The sequence below is a fragment of the Lentzea sp. JNUCC 0626 genome, assembly GCF_043632865.1.
GTDB lineage: Bacteria > Actinomycetota > Actinomycetes > Mycobacteriales > Pseudonocardiaceae > Lentzea.
In genome coordinates this window covers 2,992,506-3,012,244 of the sequence record NZ_CP171635.1, presented here as the reverse complement: position 1 = coordinate 3,012,244, position 19,739 = coordinate 2,992,506, and the positions used below count along the sequence as shown (strand labels likewise).

The 19,739-nt window shown below is 70.0% G+C and carries 11 protein-coding genes; 5 read left to right on the top strand and 6 right to left on the bottom strand.

From position 1 onward, the window contains the following. Positions 1-289 precede the first annotated feature (289 nt). On the bottom strand, positions 290-1,516 hold the full coding sequence (locus JNUCC0626_RS13370) for an FAD-dependent oxidoreductase (protein ID WP_394620047.1): 1,227 nt from the start codon (positions 1,514-1,516) through the stop codon (positions 290-292). 99 nt (positions 1,517-1,615) lie between these two features. Here JNUCC0626_RS13370 and JNUCC0626_RS13365 point away from each other — a divergent pair, with 99 nt between their 5' ends. Together JNUCC0626_RS13365 and JNUCC0626_RS13360 are read left to right on the top strand one after the other, a co-directional pair. Next, positions 1,616-2,629: a helix-turn-helix transcriptional regulator gene (locus tag JNUCC0626_RS13365; protein ID WP_394620046.1), complete on the top strand. Its 1,014-nt coding sequence runs from the start codon at positions 1,616-1,618 to the stop codon at positions 2,627-2,629. Between the two features lie 205 nt (positions 2,630-2,834). Then, positions 2,835-3,263, top strand: coding sequence for a pyridoxamine 5'-phosphate oxidase family protein (locus JNUCC0626_RS13360; protein ID WP_394620045.1), 429 nt, complete (start codon positions 2,835-2,837; stop codon positions 3,261-3,263). Positions 3,264-3,404: 141 nt separating this feature from the next. Here the strand turns inward: JNUCC0626_RS13360 and JNUCC0626_RS13355 are convergent, their stop codons facing one another. Continuing rightward, complete coding sequence (locus JNUCC0626_RS13355; RefSeq protein ID WP_394620044.1) at positions 3,405-4,070, bottom strand: DUF3159 domain-containing protein; 666 nt, start codon at positions 4,068-4,070, stop codon at positions 3,405-3,407. Between the two features lie 161 nt (positions 4,071-4,231). Next, positions 4,232-5,212 carry a zinc-binding dehydrogenase gene (locus JNUCC0626_RS13350; protein ID WP_394620043.1) on the bottom strand — a complete coding sequence of 327 codons (981 nt, stop codon included), beginning with the start codon at positions 5,210-5,212 and terminating at the stop codon, positions 4,232-4,234. A gap of 61 nt (positions 5,213-5,273) precedes the next feature. Between JNUCC0626_RS13350 and JNUCC0626_RS13345 the strand changes: the two genes are divergently transcribed. After that, complete coding sequence (locus JNUCC0626_RS13345) at positions 5,274-5,582, top strand: ArsR/SmtB family transcription factor (protein WP_394620042.1); 309 nt, start codon at positions 5,274-5,276, stop codon at positions 5,580-5,582. Positions 5,583-5,599: 17 nt separating this feature from the next. Here the strand turns inward: JNUCC0626_RS13345 and JNUCC0626_RS13340 are convergent, their stop codons facing one another. Then, positions 5,600-6,877: an FAD-dependent oxidoreductase gene (locus JNUCC0626_RS13340; protein WP_394620041.1), complete on the bottom strand. Its 1,278-nt coding sequence runs from the start codon at positions 6,875-6,877 to the stop codon at positions 5,600-5,602. Continuing rightward, positions 6,865-7,524, bottom strand: coding sequence for a DUF3159 domain-containing protein (locus JNUCC0626_RS13335; RefSeq protein ID WP_394620040.1), 660 nt, complete (start codon positions 7,522-7,524; stop codon positions 6,865-6,867). Before JNUCC0626_RS13335 ends, JNUCC0626_RS13340 begins: the two co-directional genes overlap by 13 nt. 118 nt (positions 7,525-7,642) lie before the next feature. Here JNUCC0626_RS13335 and JNUCC0626_RS13330 point away from each other — a divergent pair, with 118 nt between their 5' ends. Then, positions 7,643-8,125 carry a MarR family winged helix-turn-helix transcriptional regulator gene (locus tag JNUCC0626_RS13330; protein ID WP_394620039.1) on the top strand — a complete coding sequence of 161 codons (483 nt, stop codon included), beginning with the start codon at positions 7,643-7,645 and terminating at the stop codon, positions 8,123-8,125. 9 nt (positions 8,126-8,134) lie between these two features. Here JNUCC0626_RS13330 and JNUCC0626_RS13325 read toward each other — a convergent pair whose 3' ends face one another. Continuing rightward, positions 8,135-10,795 (bottom strand): AfsR/SARP family transcriptional regulator, encoded by a 2,661-nt coding sequence (locus JNUCC0626_RS13325; RefSeq protein WP_394620038.1) that lies wholly within the window; start codon positions 10,793-10,795, stop codon positions 8,135-8,137. A 187-nt stretch (positions 10,796-10,982) separates the two neighbouring features. Between JNUCC0626_RS13325 and JNUCC0626_RS13320 the strand changes: the two genes are divergently transcribed. After that, on the top strand, positions 10,983-19,724 hold the full coding sequence (locus JNUCC0626_RS13320; protein WP_394620037.1) for a LamG-like jellyroll fold domain-containing protein: 8,742 nt from the start codon (positions 10,983-10,985) through the stop codon (positions 19,722-19,724). Positions 19,725-19,739: the final 15 nt, after the last annotated feature.

Genomic DNA, 19,739 nt, shown 5'->3' with positions numbered 1-19,739 from the left:
GGAGTTGCTGCTCGTCTCCGAGATGGTTCGAGCTGCGGCCGGCTTGGACCAGCGGTACGAGGAGCTCTCCACCGCCACCGCGTATTTGGTCATAGATCCGAACGATCTCCTCGAATCGCGAGGATGCCGCTGACGTCCCTTCCGTAACAGACAGCGCAAGCCGTCGACGGCGACGTCCGGGCCAACGCAGGAGAAGTATTGCGCTGCAACGCTTTCCTGGACCCGGTCGCCATCGGAGAGCTGATCGATCGCGTCGACCCTTGTCGATGATCAGTGCCGCCGGGGGCGTTCAGCGGCGGAAGCGGGCGGTCGTGGCGAGCAGCGGAGTGATGATCCTGGTCGCCGTGGCACCGAGAGCGGTGTCGGTCCACAGGATCAGCCGGACGGTTTTCATGGCCGTTGTGAGTGCTTCGCTGCCACGCTGTCGCATGCGAGATTCGAAACTCCCGACCGCGTCGGTGATCGTCGTGGTGCCGCCGACGACCGCGTCGAGTTGGGTGATCAGGTCGGCGGCATCTTGGATCGCGATACCCGCACCCATGCCGGCAGTGGGTGGTGTGGCGTGGACAGCGTCGCCGAGAGCGGTGATGTCGGACGCGTTCCACGGTGCGAGGTCGGTGGCGCGGGTCGAGGCGGCGTTGAAGCGAAAGGACGCCACGCTGGAAGGATTCGCGCGGGCGATGACCTCCAGCGTGCGATCGCTCCACTGGTGCGCGCGATAACGGTCGAGCAGGGCTGCTCGCAGTCGAGTGCCGCAGAGGTCGCGCAAGGACTGTGTTCCGGCTGTGTCGGGGAACATCGCGCCCCAGATGTAAGTCGGGCCGGTGGTGATCGACATGCGCAGTTCGGGCGCGTCGAGGGCAGCGTTGCCGACCGGGTCGAGGAACCCGACGTAGAGCGCCGTACCTCTCGGGCCGATCCCCATCGTCGAACGTTCGCCGAGCCGCTGCTGCTCGTCGGAGCTGAGATCGGCACGTCGGGTGCGGCCGGAGAAGCCGATGATGCCCGCGGGCCGGTTCGTGGGTCCTTGCGCCAGGTGCCGTGCGATGACCGAATGGGTACCGTCAGCGCCGACCACCAGGTCCGCCGCGACCGAGGATCCGTCGGTGAACACTACGCGCGGCCTCCCGAGTTCGTCACGACCGGCACCTGACACGGCCCGTCCGAGGTGCAGGTCGTCGCCGACGGCCTCGGCCAGCAGGGTGCGCAGCGTGATGCGATCGACGTCGATGCTCGCGCTGCCGGTCAGATCCGGGCCGTAGCCGAGCACACGGCCTCTCCGGTCCCAGAGCGCGTCCCGATCGCGCAGGCGCAATGCCGACCCCGATGCCCGGAGCCTGCGCATGATCGCCGGATCCACGAGCCGTTCGAGTGCTGATTGGGCTCGCTCGTCGAGGGTGATGTGGTAGCCGCCCGTCGCCGAGACGTCGATGTCCCGGTCGAACACGGACACCTCGTAGCCGCCGCGGCGCAGACCAGCCCCCAGCGCCAGTCCACCGACCACCGCGACACGCATGCTCAACCGTCCTTTCGCAACCGACGACCCCTGTTCGAAGCACACGCTGCCACCGGTACTGGTCACCGAATGACCAGTACCGGTGGCAGGATGCGAAAGATGGCGGACACCTCACGCAGGGCGCTGTTGCTGATGTCCCTGCTCGGCACCCGCAGGCTGTGGTCGCTGCGCGATCTCTCGGCGCGCCTCGAGGTCAGCGAGCGCACAGTGCGCCGAGACCTGGACACCTTGCGCGAACTCGGTTACCCGATCAGCACCGTCCGCGGACCGGACGGGGGATACCAACTCGGGACCGGACGCACGTTGCCGCCGCTGCTGTTCGACCACGACCAGGCCCGCGCGATCGCCGTCGCACTGCAAACCGCCCCCAACACGGTGTTCGGGCTCCAGGACGACGCGGCCAGAGCCTTGGCCGTGCTGCAACAGGCCATGCCCGAGGCACTGCGCACAACGATGGAGTCGTTGCGCGTGAACACTTTGCGCAACTACTGGGAGTTTCCCGCACCGCCGATCGATCCCGCCGCGCTGAGCACCGTCGGGTCGGCGGTTCGGCAGCGCCATGTTCTCGTCGCCGAACTGCTTCGTCCTGACGGGACGCGACCCATGCCCGACGAACCTGACTTCGCGGCCGCCCGCCGCATCGAACCCCATCACCTCGTGGTCTGGGCGGGCCGGTGGTATGTCGTCGTCTACGACCTGGGCGATGACCGATGGCGTGTTCACCGGGTGGATCGGCTGCACGCACGCACCACGTCCGCCGCATTCGCGTCCCGTGCGCTGCCTGGCGGAGATCTGGGGCAGTTCGTGATGAGCAGCCCCGACCGCGGCGACACCCCGGCGGCGTGGCAGTGCACGGGGAACGCCACGCTCAACCTGCCAGCGGACGTGGTGGCCCGCTGGGCTCCCGGAGGCTCCGTCGTGGAACACCTGGACGCCGGCCACTGCCGCCTGACTCTCGGAGCCTGGTCCTGGGCGGGAATGGCCGGCATCCTCGTCACCTTCGACACCGACCTGACCGACCTGCACCCTGCCGAACTGCGCGACGCGTGCCGGGACCTCGCGCGCCGGTTCGCGATGATCTCAACGGTTGACCCTTCCCCGGCCTCCGGCTGAGTGAGGGCCAGCCGCACCATGTGATGACCATGTCGATTCGCAGCCGTCGCCTGCGTCATCAAGGTGCCTTCGGTCCACTGTGGAGAGCAGCCCCGCTTGTTGTGCACGACGACGTCGGCGAACCGCTCGCGTTGGCACCCCGCCGGGGTTTCGTGCGTTGTCCTGGCGGTAAACAAGGTTTGCCGCACACGGGATGGAGCAGGTGATGAGTGACGAAGACAGCCCGCTGAACAGCGACGACCGCGAGTTCCTCGGTCGTCCGCTGTACGGGATTCTCACCACGGCGGAGGGCCCGGTTCCTGCGCAGCCGAGGCCGGTGTGGTTCGAGGTGGGAGAGGACGGCACGGTCCACCTGTTCACCGCGCCCGACGCGGTGAAGGTCCGTCGTCTTCGCAGCGACCCACGCGCTTCGCTGGTGGTGATCGCGCCGGTGGGGGAGCGTGAACGCTGGCTGTCGATCACAGGGCGCGTGACCCTGGGCGAGGACGGTGCGTCCGACCTGGTCGCCCGTCTTTTCGCCCGCTATTGGGGAGCTGAAGCGCCATCACGCGCCGACGAGCTCGCCGGAATGCTGGCCCTCGAGTGGGTGCGCATTGATTTGCATCCCGAGAAGGTGCGGCGCTTCGTGAACTGAGGCACCAGTCGCGCGGGACCATGCGTTCGGCCAGGCGCTGCGGACCGAGGATGCGGGACATGACGAGGACGAGTGACCGGTCTGCCTCCGGCCGGTTCGGCGATCTCTCGCGTGCTCCACGTCACTCCACCTCGGATCGCGTCAGCCGGTCGGCAGCAGTCGGTTGCTGCGCCGCCAGGCCCAGACCACGACCAGTGCGGCCAGGATGGTGAGCGGCCAGCCCATCGCGATCCTGGCGACGCCCAGCCAGCCGGTCTCGTTGCTGACGTAGAGCCACTGCTGGACGGCGAACCGGGCGCCGGACACCGCGGCGGCGGCGAGCGTGGCGATGTCGTGGGCGCGCAGCACGCGCCGGTCGGAACGCCAGGCGTGCTTGCGGCCGTGCACGAGGTTCCAGGCGACGCCGGTCAGCGGCCTGCGAAGCAGCACGGACCCGAACGTGACGACGAACGCCGCCAGGTAGACCCAGATGCCGACGACGAAGAAGTCGCGCGCCGATCCGGTCAGGCTGACGATGCCGATGGCGAGGGCAAGACCGAGCAGCCCGCCCGCGGCCAGGCTGAACCGTTCCCCGCGCAGCAGCCGGTAGCCGGCGATGGTCAGTCCCACGGCGACCGACACGATGATCGTCGCGGTCAGCGGCAGGAACGCGTTGGCCGCGACGAACACGATGACCGGGGCTGCCGAGTAGGCGAACCCGGCCGGTCCGCCCATCTGGTCGAGTGGCGTCGGTTGCCGCTGGGGGACGGACGTCCGAACGGCCGGCTCCTTTTCCGCGGGGAATCGGTTCCGATCGGTCGTGCTCATGTCTCCTCCTGGATCAGCGGGTCGAGTTCGTCCAGGAAAAACCGTGCCGCAGCGGCACAGTCAAGCCGGTCGGGGGAGATCGGCATCGAGCTCTGGGCCTCGTCCTCGCGGCCGGTTCGCAGTGCCGATGGGTGAAAGAGCCTGGGCGGCAAGCGGTTCGGCTACTGCACGGCGATGGCGATCTTGCCGCGGGGTCGCTTGTGGCCCCCGGCGGTGGAGCCGCCTTCCAGCAGCGTGTGTGCCTGCGCGATGTCATTCAGCGGCAGCACGGCACCGATCACCGGTCGGAGTGATCCCCGGTCGACCAGTCGGCCGAGGGCCTCGAGCTTCGCCCGGCCGGGGCTGACGAACACGAAGTGGTAGGTCGCGTTCACGCCCCACGCGGCGAGCAGGTTCTGGGGTTCGGCGATGTCCACGATGGACACCACTCGGCCTCGGTCGGCGAGAATCTCCGGGCTGCGGCTGAGGGTGTCCCCGCCCACGGTGTCCAGCACGACGTCCACCCCGCCCATCGCGCGTATCTGCGGCGCGTAGTCACCGGCCGAGAAGTCGATCGCGGTGTCGGCGCCCAGTTCGGTGACGAACTCGTGGTCCCTGGCTCGCGCGGTGGTGATCACCTCGGCGCCGAGTGCCTTGGCGATCTGGACGGCGATCGAACCGACCCCACCCGCTCCGCCGTGCACCAGGACCCGCTCCCCGGCCTGCACCGCGGCGCGTTCGACCAGCGCTTCCCACACCGTCACGCCCACGAGCGCGAGACCCGCGGCCTCGGCGTGCGACAGGTGCGCGGGTTTGCGGGCGACCAGTGCCTGGTCGACGACGTGGAACTCGGCATAGGTTCCGTGCCCGGTGAACGCCGGCGCCAGGTACCAGACCTCGTCACCCGGCTGGAAGTCGTCTGCCCCGGGGCCGGTCGCGACCACCACTCCGGACACGTCGCTGCCGATCACGGCGGGCAGGGTGACCTGGTCGCGGTAGTCGCCGCGCCGGGTCTGCAGGTCAAGGGGGTTCACGGACGTGGCCATCACCCGCACCAGCACCTCGCCGGGCCCTGGAACCGGTTGCGGCCGCTCTCGGGTGGAGAACGCGGTGTCCGCGCCGCCGAAGCGAACGAGTTCGACCGCACGCATGGAAGTAGGCATGCGGCCACCATAAATTGATACATTGCAAATCGTCAATGTGAGGTTGCGTTACGATGATCGGGTGTTCTCGGAGGCGGAGTTGCTGGCTGTGTTCCGGGCCCTGTCCAATCCGGCCCGCCGTCAGATCCTGGTGTGGCTCAAGGAGCCGATGGGCTTCCCCGGCCAGAAGCGGGAGGACGTCGAGATCGGCGTCTGCGTGACCGACATCCAACGGCGGGCCGGGCTGAGCCAGCCGACCACCTCGCAGTACCTCACGATGCTGCGGGAGGCTGGGCTGACGATCGCCACCCGGCGCGGCAAGTGGACCTACTACCGCCGCGACGAAGAGAACATCGCCCGCCTTCTGGAGACCCTGCACGACGTCTTCTAGGCGAGGTCGTCCTTCCTTCAGCGCTGGTCGAGATGCGGCGCCCGCCGCCGGTCGTGCGCCGTTGCGGGGAAGACCCGGTGTTTGACGGCCGGGATCGCGTTGCTCGCTTTGAGCAGTGTGCGGAACGCGATGCGCGGCAGTCGTTTGTTCGATGCGGCGTTGCGGGTGTTGCGGGTGGAGAGGGCGAGCGCTTCGTTCGCGTAGGTGCGCATCTCCGCCTCGTACCGGCCGATGCGGTCGAGGATGCTGTTGTTGCCGTCGGACGCGATGGCGCGCGTCAGCACATCCGCGTCCCGCAGTGCGGTGTTGGCGCCGATGCCCGCCATGGGGGTCATGTTGTGGATCGCGTCGCCGAGCAAGGTGACGGTTGTCGGTTCCCATTCGGGCAGGGGATCCATGGTGCGCAGCGAAACCGGGGCGATGGTGGCCGGGTCGCTGTTGGCGATCGCGGCCGCGAGTCGCGGGTCCCAGTGCTGGGTTCGTTGCAGCACAAGGTGTCGCAGTTGCGGGGCGGAGAGAGAAGCGACGTCTGAGGGGTAGGTGTCACGGGCCGCGGCGTACGCCCAGACCAGGAAGTCCGCGTCGGTTCCCGGTTGACGTGGGTCGGTGTCGTGGGCTGCGGGCCAGGTCGAGGCGAACAGCCAGCCCGTGCCGCCGGGAACGATGTTGTTGACCGAGCCGTCGGTCAACCCGGCGGGCAGGGCGCGGGCGGCCGGGTCGGTGAGGGGGAGGCGTCCTGCGACGGTGAGCACCCTGAGTTCGCGGCGGCGCAGGTACGGGAGGTAAGTGTGCCGGACGCGGGAGTTGCTGCCGTCGGCGCCGACGAGCACGTCGCCCTCGTCCGTGGTGCCGTCGTCGAACTCGACTCGGATTCGGCCGTCCGGTCCGGTGCGGTGGGAACGATAGGTCGAGTCCCAGCGCACGACGTCGTCGAGGCCGAGGAGCAACGCCTGGTGCAGTTGCTGGCGCCGGACGGCCCGGCGGTGCGTGATCGGGTCGGCGTCCTCGGCCGGTGTGGAGAGGTGCAGGGTGGTGAGGGGTTCCAGGTCCGTGTCGCGGAAGCGGATGACGTTGGGGGCCGGGACGCTCGTTTCGGTGTAGCGGCGCCAGTTCCGTTCGGGCAGGCAGGCGTGCAGAGCGCGGTTGCCGTGGTCGTTGACGTGGATGCCGTAGCTGGCCGGTTGCGGTCCAGTGCGTGCGCTGCGTTCGTGCACGGCGACATCGATGCCGGCGGAACGCAGGCCGTGGGCGAGGGTCAGGCCGCCGAGGCCGCCGCCGATGATCAGGACTCGCACGTCTTCTCCTGCTTCGGGTTGGTGATCCGGCGGCGGGCCGCGAACAGCGTGCCGGCGGCGAGTGCGGCGAAGACCGGTGCGGTGGCGGCGTGTGCCACCGCGAGCACGACGGTCTCGTCGGCGGCGTAGAACAGGGCCTGCAGGGTGAAGTTGACGACGTTGATGCCGACGGCGATCAGCGTGGTGACGTCGTAGATCCGCATGAGGCCGCGGTCGTGCCGCCAGTCGGCGGGGCCTCCCGCGATCCGGTTGAACACCAGTCCCGTGACCGGGCGTCGAGCGATCACGCTGGCCAGGCAGAGGAGCAGGATCACCGCGGGCAGGAGGGTGGGCAGCAGGAAGAACGCGCGCGCCTCACCGGTCACCGCTGCCACCAGGGCGCAGACCGCGGCGATCACGAGTCCGGCGATCGCGCCGCCGAGCCGTTCTCCTCGGGCGATCCGGTAGCCGAACGCCAGCGCGGCTGTCACCGCGGCCGCGACGATCGCGGCGGTCAGACCGCTGATCGTGCTGACGGCCACGAAGGCGATTGCCGGCGACGCGGTCACCAGGATTCCGGCGACTCCGCCGGAACTCTTCCACGCCGAACGGAGCGCTTCGCTGAAGCCCGCGTGCTGGGGAGCGACGGGTGTCCGTGTTTGGTTCATGATGAGAAAGTATCGAGTGAATCTATCTCAGTCAAACCTACTTGTGGATGCCCCTAAGATGGTCTCGTGTGAGTCCGTCTCTGATGAGATGGTCGTGAGCGTGTAGGAGTGGGGTGCTGTGGCAGAAAAGAGGTCCGCGGTCGGGCCGGCCAAGGCGACCGACCGCCCAGGTGACGCCTCGCCGTTCGCGGTCGGATTGCTGCTGCGGCGCGCTCACGACCGCGCGGCGTCACATCTGGCAGGTGCGCTGCGGCCGCTCGGGCTTGAACTGCGGCATTTCGCCGTGCTGATCGAACTGCACCACAGCGGCACGCTGAACCAGCGCGACCTCGGCACGGCGATCGCCATGGACAAGGCGATGGTCGTGCGCGTTGTGGACGACCTCGAACGAGCGGGCCTCGTGGAGCGCAAGCCCATCGCGACCGACCGCCGGGTCCGCAACGTCGAGATCACCGCACGTGGCGTCGAGGTCTTCGACGCCGCGCACGTCAACGGGGCGCCCATCTTCGACGACCTCGTCGAGCACCTCGGCCCCGATGAGTACCGCACGTTGATCGACCTGCTGACGCGGTTCACCTACCCGGACGAGAAGGACCGGTAGGTTCGGCCTTCAGAGTGCCGCGATCCGCTTCTCGAGTGCGTAGGCCTCCGCGAGGCCGCGGGTGCGGAAGATCTTCAGGGCCCGTTCCCACGCCTGCCTGGCCGCGACCGGGTCGGGCAGCACGCCGCCCAGCCGTTCCAGCGTCACGGCCGCCTCGAAGTCGTGGCCGTGCCGCGAGAACAGGTCGATCGACTCGCGGTAGGCGGTGGCGGCCTCGGCCAGCGCGCCGCTCTGCTCGTGGATGTAGCCGATGCTGTCGAGGGTCTCCGCCACGCCGGACGGGTGGTCGCTGGCGCGGTGCAGGACCACGGCGGCCTCGCAGTAACGCAACGCCTCGGCGTGTTCGCCGCGCAGGGCGCAGATCCAGCCCAGGCTGTTGAGCGCTCTGGCTTGGAGGCCGGAGTCTTCGGCACGGCGGTAGAGATCGAGCGCCTTGGCACCGTGGTGTTTCGCCTGGTCGAGGTCGTCCTGCTGGCCCCACGCCCTGGCGAGGACCAGGTGAGCATGGCCCTCGGAGACGACGTCGCCGAGGCGCGCGCTGAGCCGCGCCGACTCCTCGACGTGCGCCACGGCCTGTTCGTTCAGGCCGGCCCTCGCGCACAGCTGACCCTGGGCGTGCAACAGGCGGGCCTGGTTCTCGTGCGCGCCGGCGGCTTCCGCGGCGGCGATGGCGGTGCTGCCCACGGCGATCGCCTCGGCGCGGAAGCCCTGTTGCCAGTGGTACGACATGAGAGTGAAGGCGAACGACCAGGTGCGACTGTGCCAGCGGTGGTCGGCCGCGACGATCTGGATCGCCTGCAGCATCGTGTGCTGCGCCTCGAACCACGCGAGTGCGGAGTCTTTGTCCCCCAAGGGGAGCGGGGCGACGGGAGAGTCGGGGACCGGGTACTGCGGCCTGTCCGGTTCCAGCAAGCGGTCGGCCACGTGCGCGGTGTGCAGGTAGAAGTCGACGAGGCGTTGCAGCGCGGCCTCGCCGTCGGGTACCTGTTGTTCGCTTGCGTAGAGGCGGACCAGATCGTGCATCCGGTAGCGGTCCGTGCCGGTGCGGACGATCAGGTGCGCGGTCTCCAGCTCGGCCAGGGCTTCGGCGGAACCGGTGCCCGCGAGAGCGTCGATGGCGGCGGTGCCGAGGTCCAGCGCGGGAGCCAGGCCCAGCAACGCGAACAGTGCGGCGGCGGACGTGCTGAGCGCCCTGTGCGACCAGGAGAGCGTTGCGCGCAGGCTGACGTCGCCGGCGTCGAGCGCGTCGAGTCGCGAGTCGTTCAGTTCGGCGGCGATCACGGCCAGGCTGAGGTCCGTCCTGACCGCGGCGCGGGCGGCCACGATGCCCAGCGCCAGCGGCAGGCCTCCGCAGTGCCGCAGGATTTCCGCCATCGACTCGGGTTCGCGCGCGCCCAGCCGTGCGGTCAGCAGTTCGAAAGCCTCGTCGTCAGGCAGCACGTCCAACGCCACGGGCACCGCTCCGTGCGTGGCGACCAGGCCCGTCAACGGATGGCGGCTCGTGACCAGCGTGCGGCACGTGTCACTGCCCGGCAGCAACGGGGTGACCTGCTCGGTGCCCTCCGCGTTGTCCAGCAGCACCAGCATCGTGCGGCCCGCGACCGCGCTGCGGTACATGCTCGCGAGCGTGTCCACGTCGTCGGGCAGCCGGTCAGGGGCGGTGCCGAGCGACGTGAGGAAACCTCGCAGCACCACCGCCGGGTCCGTCGGCTTCACCGCCGAGTCGAACCCGTGCAGGTTCACGTAGAGCTGGCCGTCCGGGAACGCCGCCGCGTGCCGGTGTGCCCAGTGCAGCGCGAGCCACGTCTTGCCGACGCCGCCGGAGCCGCGGATCGCCGAGATGAGCACGGTGTGGCCTCCGGACAGCACGGTCAGCTCGCGTGCCCGGCCCTGGAAGTGCCGGGGTGCCAGGGGAAGCTGGCGCGGCACGTCGCGCCGGACCTCCACCGCGGGGGACAGCAACCGCTGGTGCAGGTCGCGCAGCTGCCGGCTCGGGTCGACGCCGAGCTCGTCGGCCAGATGCCGCCGCAACGACTCGTAGTGCGCCAACGCCTGCGCCTGCCGCCCGCTGCGGGCCAGAGCCTCGATCAGCTGGTGGGCGAGGAGTTCGTCCAACGGCCTGGCGGCGGCCAGCGCCGTCAGCGGTGCCACCAGTTCGGCGTGCTCGCCGAGCCGCAGCCGGAGGTCGTTGTCCTCGAGCTGCGCGGCCAGCTTCTCGCTCGCGAGTGCCTCCCGCAGAGCCGCTGCCCACGGCGAGTCCACCCCGGCCAGTGCCTCGCCGGTCCACAGATCGAGCGCCTCGGTGAGCACGTCGGCGCGGGCGCGGTCGCCGGGCACGCGGTGCGCGACCAGTTCGCGGAACCGGTGGAGGTCGACGGTGTCCGGGGCGGCCCGCAACACGTATCCACCCGACCGGCGCGCGATCTCGGCGGTCTCCGAGTCCGCCAGCACGAGCCGCAGCCGCGACAGGTAGCTGTAGACGGCGTCCCTGGGGTTGCGCGGCAGACGCTCGCCCCACAGCCGTTCGACGAGTGTGTCGGCGGACACGGTCCTGTTCACGTCGACCAGCAGGGCCGCGAGCACGCACCGCACCCGGGCATGCCTGATCGGGACCGGTTTCCCGGCCACCACGACTCCCACTTCCCCGAGCAGCCTGAACCGAGCGCTCACGGGGTCCCCGTCCCCCATGCCGTTGGTTCTATCAGACGCGTGACAGGTTCGTGCAAGGTCCGCCGAGCATTGTTCGCCACGGCTTGGGTTCCTGAGGGAGGCGCCCGCCGGTACTGGGGGATGGACCATGCGCAGACGCGTCGCTTTAGCGCGCCGTTCGTTGATCGCCGTCGTCGTTCTTGCTTTGGTGGCATCCGCTTCGACCGCTTCGGTTCCACCGTCCTTTTTGTCCGGCGGCGCGGTGCCGCTCGGGGCGTCGGACAGTGCTCCCGAACAGGTCAGCGGCACGGCCGACGGCGTGACTCACCGCGTGGGCAAGGCAGGAACCACCCTGGCCGGCCCCGTGCGGGAACAACCGCGGCCGCCGGGAGCGGTGGCGGACAAGACGTCACCACCCGCGGGCGACGCACATCCCGACGTCGCCGCACCGCACCAGGCAAAACCGGATCTGGCTGCCAGAACGGACATCTTGGCCATCGACGCGGCCGCCCGCGAACGCACCGGTGACCGCACCGCCACCACCGAGACGTTCGAGAACCCGGACGGCACCCGCACGCTGCGGCTGCACACCGCGCCGAACAACGCCAAGCTGCCGGACGGCTCGTGGGCGCCCATCGACGTCACGCTGACCGATCGCAACGGCCACTGGGAGCCTCAGGTCAGCGCGGTCGGCCTCGCCTTCGCTCACACGAGCACAGGCACCTCGTCGATCGCCTTCGACGACAGGCACCGCATGGAGTTCATGCTCGACGGTGCCGCGGACGCGCGCGGCCAGGCCAGCGCGGCGTCGATCACCTACCCGCAGGTGCACAAGGGCGTCGACCTCCGGCTCACCGCTCAGCGCCTGGGCCTGAAGGAGGAACTGGTCCTCGCCCGTCCTGACGTCGCTCCCACGTACACCTTCTCGTTGCGACTCACCAACCTCGAACCGCGGCTGACCGACTCCGGCGCGATCGAGTTGCGCGACGGCGACCGGGTCGTCGGCATCGTGCCCTCCGGGTTCATGGACGACGCCGCGGGCGCACGGTCGACGGGAGTCCGCTATGGACTGTCCAACACGGACAAGGGCTGGCGGCTGAAGGTCGAGCTGGACCAGGCCTGGCTGCGCGACCCCGCCAGGGTCTACCCGGTCGTCGTGGACCCGTCGGCGGCTCAGCCGAACGCCGACCTGGACGACAAGTTCGTGCAGAAGGGCCAGACGACCAGGGACGACACCGCCGACCTGCGCACCGGGTTCATGGCGGGCGGACTCGCGCGGTCGTACCTGCACTTCGGCGGTGCGCTCGGATCGTTGCGCAACCAGTACATCCTTGGCGCCTCGCTCAACCTCTACAACGTCGAGTCCACCACCTGCGCCGCCCGGTCGGTCTCGGTGTACGAGGTCACGAGCCCGTGGAACGGCGGGATGGCCTGGCCCGGCGCCGAGGTCGGGCAGGCGATCGCGAGCAAGGCCTTCGCCCACGGCGGGCCCGGGTGCGCCACCTCCGCACGCGAGGCGATCCCGCTGCCGTACGAGCTGATGTCCCGCTGGTCGCACGGAACCGCGTTGCAGCACGGTCTCTCGGTCCGGTCGAGCAACGAGGCCGACCCCAACGGCATGCGGTTCGGCTCCGCGAACTCCGCCAACCCGCCCTACCTCGACGTGCGGTACTCGCCGGAGGGCGTCGCGTTCGAGGTCACCGCCGTGACGCTGCCGACGGCCGCGACCGCCGGCAAGATCACCGCGAAGGTCACCAACCTCGGCTCCACCACCTGGACGCCGTCCAACGGCTTCGACTTCGGCTACATCATCCTGCAGGGCAGCACGAAGGTGCGGACCGCGCGAGGCTGGAAGGCCACCGTCGCGCCGATGCGGACGCAGACGTTCGAGGTACCGATCGACCCGCTCACCCCTGGCGACTACCAGGTGTTCCTGACCATGTTCAACCCGCAGGGCAACGACTTCTTCGTCGCCTACCAGGTGCCGTACGGCGAGTTCGCGCTCAAGGTCAACAACGTCCCGCCCACCTCGAACCTGCAACAACCCGGCGCGGGCGCCGTCGTGGAGTCGCTCACACCGACGCTGTACGCCGAGGGCAAGGACCCGGACGACTGGCCGAAGAAGGGCCTCACCTACAAGTTCCGCGTCTGCTCCGACCCCGACCTCACCAAGGACTGCCAGGAGTCGGGCTGGACCGCCCAGTCGTTCGCGCCGCAGGGTCTCTTCTGGGGCCGCACCTACTTCTGGGGCGTCAAGGTCTTCGACACCGTCGACGAGACGCCGTTCTGGGTGAGCGTCAAGGACGGCGTGCGCCTGTCGTTCACGACCCGCGTGCACCAGCCGGAGATCACCTCGCACCTCGCGGGCAGCCCCGACGGCACCGAGGCGCCCGGCATCGACCCGCAGATCGGCAACTACTCCACGGTCTCCTCCGACGCCGCGGTCGCGACCGTCGGCCCCGACCTCACGATCACCCGCACCTACAACAGCCTCGACCCGCGCCGCGACACGGCGTTCGGGCTCGGCTGGGCGTCCCGCCTCGACATGCGGCTGAAGCACGACGACGACCACTCCGGAAACGAGGTGCTGACGTTCCCGACCGGGCGACAGGTCCGCTTCGGCCGCAACCCGGACGGCGGCTACGTGTCACCGCTCGGGCAGAACGTCGACCTGGTCTACCGCACGGACACCGCCACCTACACGATGCGTGACGTCTCCGGCAGCCGCTGGACGTTCGACAACCTCGGCCGGCTGGTGACGATCACCGACCCGGCCGGGCTCACCGAGACACTCGCCTACGACACCTCCGACCGAGTCACGACCATCACCAACGACGTCAGCAAGCGGTCGCTGCGGATGGTCTGGCAGGGCGACCACGTCACGTCCGTGACCGCGGGCGGCGACCAGACGTGGACCTACACCTACGACGGCGACAAGCTGACCAAGGCCTGTGCTCCCGGTGCCGCGCCGAACTGCACGACCTACGGCTACCAGCAGGGGTCGCACTACCGCAGCACGGTGCTGGACAACGGTCCGCGCGGCTACTGGCGGCTCGGCGAGACCAGCGGCACGACGTTCGCCAACGCGGTCGCCCGGCGTTCCGGCGCGGACGCGGGGCAGCAGCACGGCGTTCTGCTCGGCGGCGCGGGCGGGCTCGCGGGCACCTCGGACAAGGCGGGCACGTTCGACGGCAACAGCAGCTACGTGACGTTGCCGGAGCAGCTCACCACCTCGACCATGTCACTGGCCGCCGAGCTGTGGTTCAAGACCGACAGCCAGGGCACGCTGCTGAGCTACGCCGACCAGTCGTTCCCCACGGCCGCGGGCAAGTCGACGCCGATCCTGTACGTGGGCACGGACGGCTTGCTGTACGGCGGTTTCTCGTTGCGCGACAGCGGGGGACCGCGCCAGATCGTGAGCGAGCGACAGGTCGACGACGGCAAGTGGCACCACGTCGTGCTGTCCGCGGCGATCGACCGGCAGCGGATGTACCTCGACGGCGTGCCGACGGGCAGCGAACTGCTCGGGTTCGTCGACCACCGGCAGCAGGGCCGCCTGACCCTCGGCGCGGGCAACGCCAAGGACTGGCCCGCCACCAACGGCGGTGACTTCTACTTCGCCGGCGCCATCGACGAGGTGGCGATCTACCAGAACACCCTCGGCTCGCTGGCCGCTGCCACGCACTTCCAGGCGGGACAGGCCACCGAACAGCTCGCCGAGATCAAGCTGCCCCAGGACGAACGCGGGTTCGCCGCCGTCAGCTACGACGACATCTTCGACCGGGTGCGCACGCTCACTGACCACCTCGGTCGCGTGTGGACGGTCGAGACGCCGGTCGTGCAGGACTCGGTGCGCACCGCGAAGGTCCGCGGGCCGTCCGGGTACGGCGACTGGGTCTACACCTTCGACATCGACAACGGCGGCAGACTGACGTCGCGGGCGCACGGCGACGACGTGGTGCGCTACGAGTACAACGTCGCCGGGTTCCCCGCCGCCGTGGTGGACGAGAACGGGCACCGGACCGAGCAGACCACCGACGAACGCGGCAACATGCTCAGCCGCAAGACCTGCCGCACCACCAACTCCTGCAACACCGCGTACTTCACCTACGTCAAGTCCGACGTGGTGCTCGACCCGCGCCGCGACAAGCTGGAGTCCGCCTCGGACGCCCGCTCGTCCGGCCCAGCCGACACCCGCTACCGCACCACCTACACCTACGACTCCGCCGGACGGCCGACGCGCGTCGTCTACCCGGTCCCCGCCGGCCAGAGCACCGCGCCGACCGAGAGCACCGCGTACTCCACGGGTGTGGAGGACGCCGCCGGCGGTGGCAAGGTGCCCGCCGGGCTGCTGCTGACCGAGACCGCCGCGCGGGGCCAGCTGACCAAGCGCGCCTACCGCGCGAACGGTGACCTGGACGAGCTCACCGGCCCGACCGGGCTGCGCACGAGGTACGGCTACGACGCGCTCGGACGGCAGACCACCGTGTCGTCGCTCAACAGCGGCAACGGCGCTCTGGGCACGACGACCTACGAGTACACGCCCCGGTCCGAGGTCCTGAAGGTCACCGAACCCGCGATCCGCAACGAGGTCACCGGTGTCACGCACACCAGGGTGACCACCCACCGCTACGACGGCAACGGGAACCTGCTGGAGACCGCGGTCTCCGACTCCACCGGCGGCGACCCGACGCGCACCACGAAGTACTCCTACGACGGTGCGGACCGGGTGAGCCGCACCGAGTTCCCCGACGGCGGCGTCGAGGAACGCTCTTACCCGGACACCCTCACCGAGGTCGTGAAGGACGTGCGCGGCACGTCCTGGACCGACCGCTACGACGAGCTGGGCAGGCTGCTGTCCCGCGTCGCATCCGGCTCCGGCGTCAACCCGGAGGACCCCGCCGCGACCACCATGACCCTGGAGGCGCGCGCCTACGACCCAGCCGGTCGCCTGGCCTCGGTCACGGACGCGATGGGCCGCCTGACCTCCTACAACTACTACGACGACAACCTGGTCGAGTCCACGACCCGCAAGGTGCGGGGCCGCGACGTCAAGCTCGACCAGCGCGTCTACGACCCGGCGGGGCAGCTCGTCGACCAGACGACCGCGGGCGGGCGGCGCACGACGTTCGCCTACGACGCGGCGGGCAACGTCGTCACGACGGCGTTCGACCCGGCCGGCCTGAACCGCGTGACCAGTGACCTGTACGACCTCGACGGCAACGTCGTGCGCAGCGAGCTGCGCGGAGCGGCCGACCCGAACCGGGTCGAGACCACGACGTACGGGTACGACCCGGAGGGCAGGCTGGTGCGCGAGGACGCGTTCCTCGACGCCTCCACCGCGTTCTCCACCAGCGTCGACCGCGACGAACGCGGACTGCCGCGCAGCACGACGGACCGGCGCGGCATCACCACGTTCTACGACCACGACCTCGCCGGACGCCTGGTGCGCACGACGAGCCCGGCCGCCGACGCGTGGGTCGCCGGCACCCGCACGGCCGGGTTCGCCCGCACCGAGCTGGTCGGCTACAACACCTTCGGCGACACCACCCACACCAAGGACGGCGCGGGCAACGTCACCACGACCGACCGCGACCCGATGGGACGCGCGGCCGGGGCGAAGCTGCCCGACTACACCCCGCCGGGCGGTGACCCGATCAAGGGAGCGGGGTCGCGCACGGAGTACGACCGGGCGGGCAACCCGGTGAAGTCGACCGACGCGCTGAACCGCGTCACCATCCGCACGTTCGACCCGTACGGCCGCGTGCTCACCGAGATGCTGCCGCAGGCGGGCGACCAGCCGACGGTGATCACGTCGGGCTACGACAAGAACGGCGAGCTGACCGCGCGGACCGACGCGAGCGGCGCGCGGACCACGTTCACCTACGACGAGCTGGGCCGCAGGCTGACCGTCACCCAGGCCGACCGCACGCCGGGCGGCACGCTCTTCTACACGACCAGGACCGACTACGACGACGCGAGCAACCCGGTCGCCGTCACCACCCCGCAGAACTTCACCTCGACGGCGGCCTACAACGCCGCGGGCCAGGTGATCTCCGCGTCCGACGCCACCAACCGCACCACCACCTACGGCTACGACGTCGCGGGCCGCCAGAGCACGGTGACCGACGCTCTCGGGCTCACCTCCACCACCTCCTACGACCTGCTCGGCCGGGCCGTGCGCGTGGCGCAGTCCGTTGGCGGGCAGGAGAAGCGGGCCGCCCGGACCGACTACGACGCCAACGACAACATCGTCGCCACGGTCAGCGGCGAGGGCCGGACGGTGACGTTCGGGTACGACACCCTCGACCGCCGGGTGCAGCAGACCGAGAAGGTCAGCGACACCAAGCAGATCGTCACCACCACCGGCTACGACAAGCTCGGCAACCGCAGCCGGTACGTCGACGGGCGCGGCAACGCCACCGCGTACACCTTCACGTCGTGGGGCCTGCCGGAGTCGGTCGTCGAACCCGGCGGGGGCGCCTGGACCACGTCCTACGACGCGGCCGGACAGGCGACCAGGCTCGTCAAACCGGGCAACGTCGCCGTCGACCGCGAGTTCGACGCGCAGGGCAGGGTCAAGCGGGAGAAGGGATCCGGCGCCGAGGCCCCGACCGCGGACCGCACGTTCGGCTACGACGCCGCCGGCCGGCTGGCCGTCGCGGGAGACGACCTCTACCGCTACGACGACCGCGGCAACCTGCTCACCGCACGCGGTCCCGGTGGCTCGACCACGTTCACCTACAACGGAGACGGCACCGTCGCGACCCGCACGGACGCCAGTGGCACGGCGACGTTCGGCTACGACAAGGCGGGCCGCCTGACCTCGACTGCGGACGGGCTCACCGGCCGCACCGTCGACTACGGCTACGACCAGGTCGGGCGCTCGGCGTCGATCGCGGACCGCGCCCTGGGCGGGAAGACCGTGCGGCGGCTCGGGTACGACGAGCTGGGCCGCCTCACCTCCGACAAGGTTGAGCAGACGATCGACGCCGGCGTGCCGCCACGGGTGTTGCTCGGCACCACGTACGGCTACGACCGCGACAACCAGCTGACCACCAAGGGCGCCAACGGGTACGGCTACGACGGCGCCGGACGGCTCACGTCCTGGACCGACCCGGCGGCCAAGACGACCGCGTACGGCTGGGACGACTCCGGCAACCGGACCTCGGCAGGGGACAAGGCGTTCTCCTACGACGAACGGAACCGGCTGAAGACCGGCGACGGCGTCACGTACGCCTACACCGCGCGCGGCACGCTGTCCTCGGTCACCAAGGACGGCAACGCCAACGCCTCGGCGTTCGACGCGTTCGACCGCCTCACGTCGATGGGCGCGGCCAAGTACACCTACGACTCGCTGGACCGGGTGTCGTCGCGCAACGGCACGAACTTCCAGTACCTGGCGCAGACCAACGAGACCGTGACCGACGGATCCCGCACGGTCAGCCGTCTGCCGGACGGGACGGTCTTCGCGGACAAGGGCAGCGGCACGGCCAGGATGCTCTTCGCCGACGGGCACGGTGACGTGGTCGGCCGGTACCTGAGCAACACCGTGGACGGGCAACGCACCTTCGACCCGTTCGGCACCGTGACGGCCTCGTCCGGGGACACCTCCTCGGTCGGCTACCAGGGCGGCTGGACCGACGGTGACACCGGCGCGGTGAACATGGCCGCTCGCTGGTACCTGCCGGGCACCGGGGCGTTCGCGAGCCGGGACGACTGGACGCTCGACCCGTCGCCCTCGGCCGCCGCGAACCGGTTCGCCTACGGCAACGCGAGCCCGCTCTCAGGCACCGACCCGTCCGGCCACGACTGGATCCAGGACGCCTGCGACCTGGGCGGCGGTGACGCGCCGACCAGGGAGGCGAAGCGCTGGGTGAAGCGCGCGATCAAGACCGGCACCGTCATCGGCATCATCCTCGACGAGATGATCTGCGGCGCGAGCCCGGTGCAGAACGCCGAGTGCTGGTACTACCGGTGCAACAAACAGGGCGACGCCGGCGACCTGCGGATGGGCAACTGCAAGTACAACATCGGTGGCTGCAACGCCCGCCGCTACACGCCGCCACCGCCCCCGCCCGGCACCAAGGGCGGCAAGCCGACCGGTCCCGGCGGCAGGCCGAAGCCGATCTACAAGCCCGCTCCGCCGCCCCCACCGCGCTGGTGGGTGGACCTGCACAAGCCGGTGCGCAAGCCACCACCCGGCCACACCGTGAACCCGCCGCCCGGCTCGTACGACCCGACCAGTCCGCTCACCGTCATCACGGACATCGCCAACGCACTCGTCGACGCCGCGACCGCCGTGTCGTCGGCTGGCACGACCGCGGTCACCACCGTCAGCACCGGCGTGCAGGCGATGATCGACGCGGCCGGCCTGGTGCTTCCGTTCGTCTTCGGCGGCGGACCCAAGCGCAAGCCCGACGAGGAGGGCTGCCTCGACGGGGACTCCACTGTGGACACCGACGAGGCCTACAACGACCCGATGGAGGCGTTCACCTACCAGGGCAACCCGGCGGAACGCGCCACCGGCGGCGAGGTGTGCCTCACCGAGACCAACGACCAGAAGCGGACGCGACCGCAGGACCCCGTCGGCCGCCTGCCCGGCATGCACCGCGGGCACCTGATCGGCCACCAGTTCCACGGCAGCCGCGAGGTGAAGAACATCGTTCCGCAGTACGAGAAGTCGAACACGCCGGTGATGCGGGACGTGGAGAACGACATCGCGCGCGCCGTGGGTTACCAGGGCCAGCGCGTCTACTACCGGGTCGTCGCCAAGTACGACAACCCCACCACGGCGATCCCCTCGTCGATCAGCCTCTACGCGGTGGGGGACAAGGGGTTCCTGTGCGTGCAGATCATCCCCAACACCGATCTCTACACCAGGGAGAAGTGGGACAGGTACGCGCCGCGGCCACGATGTCAGAACCCCGCCGGCGCGAACGGGATGTGAAACCGATGAATGGAG

Excerpts from the sequence above, each read along its gene's own strand:
- JNUCC0626_RS13350 (WP_394620043.1), bottom strand. The coding sequence starts at position 5,212 with ATGCCTACTTCCATGCGTGCGGTCGAACTCGTTCGCTTCGGCGGCGCG.
- JNUCC0626_RS13335 (WP_394620040.1), bottom strand. The coding sequence starts at position 7,524 with ATGAACCAAACACGGACACCCGTCGCTCCCCAGCACGCGGGCTTCAGC.
- JNUCC0626_RS13365 (WP_394620046.1), top strand. The coding sequence starts at position 1,616 with ATGGCGGACACCTCACGCAGGGCGCTGTTGCTGATGTCCCTGCTCGGC.
- JNUCC0626_RS13370 (WP_394620047.1), bottom strand. The coding sequence starts at position 1,516 with ATGCGTGTCGCGGTGGTCGGTGGACTGGCGCTGGGGGCTGGTCTGCGC.
- JNUCC0626_RS13360 (WP_394620045.1), top strand. The coding sequence starts at position 2,835 with ATGAGTGACGAAGACAGCCCGCTGAACAGCGACGACCGCGAGTTCCTC.
- JNUCC0626_RS13355 (WP_394620044.1), bottom strand. The coding sequence starts at position 4,070 with ATGAGCACGACCGATCGGAACCGATTCCCCGCGGAAAAGGAGCCGGCC.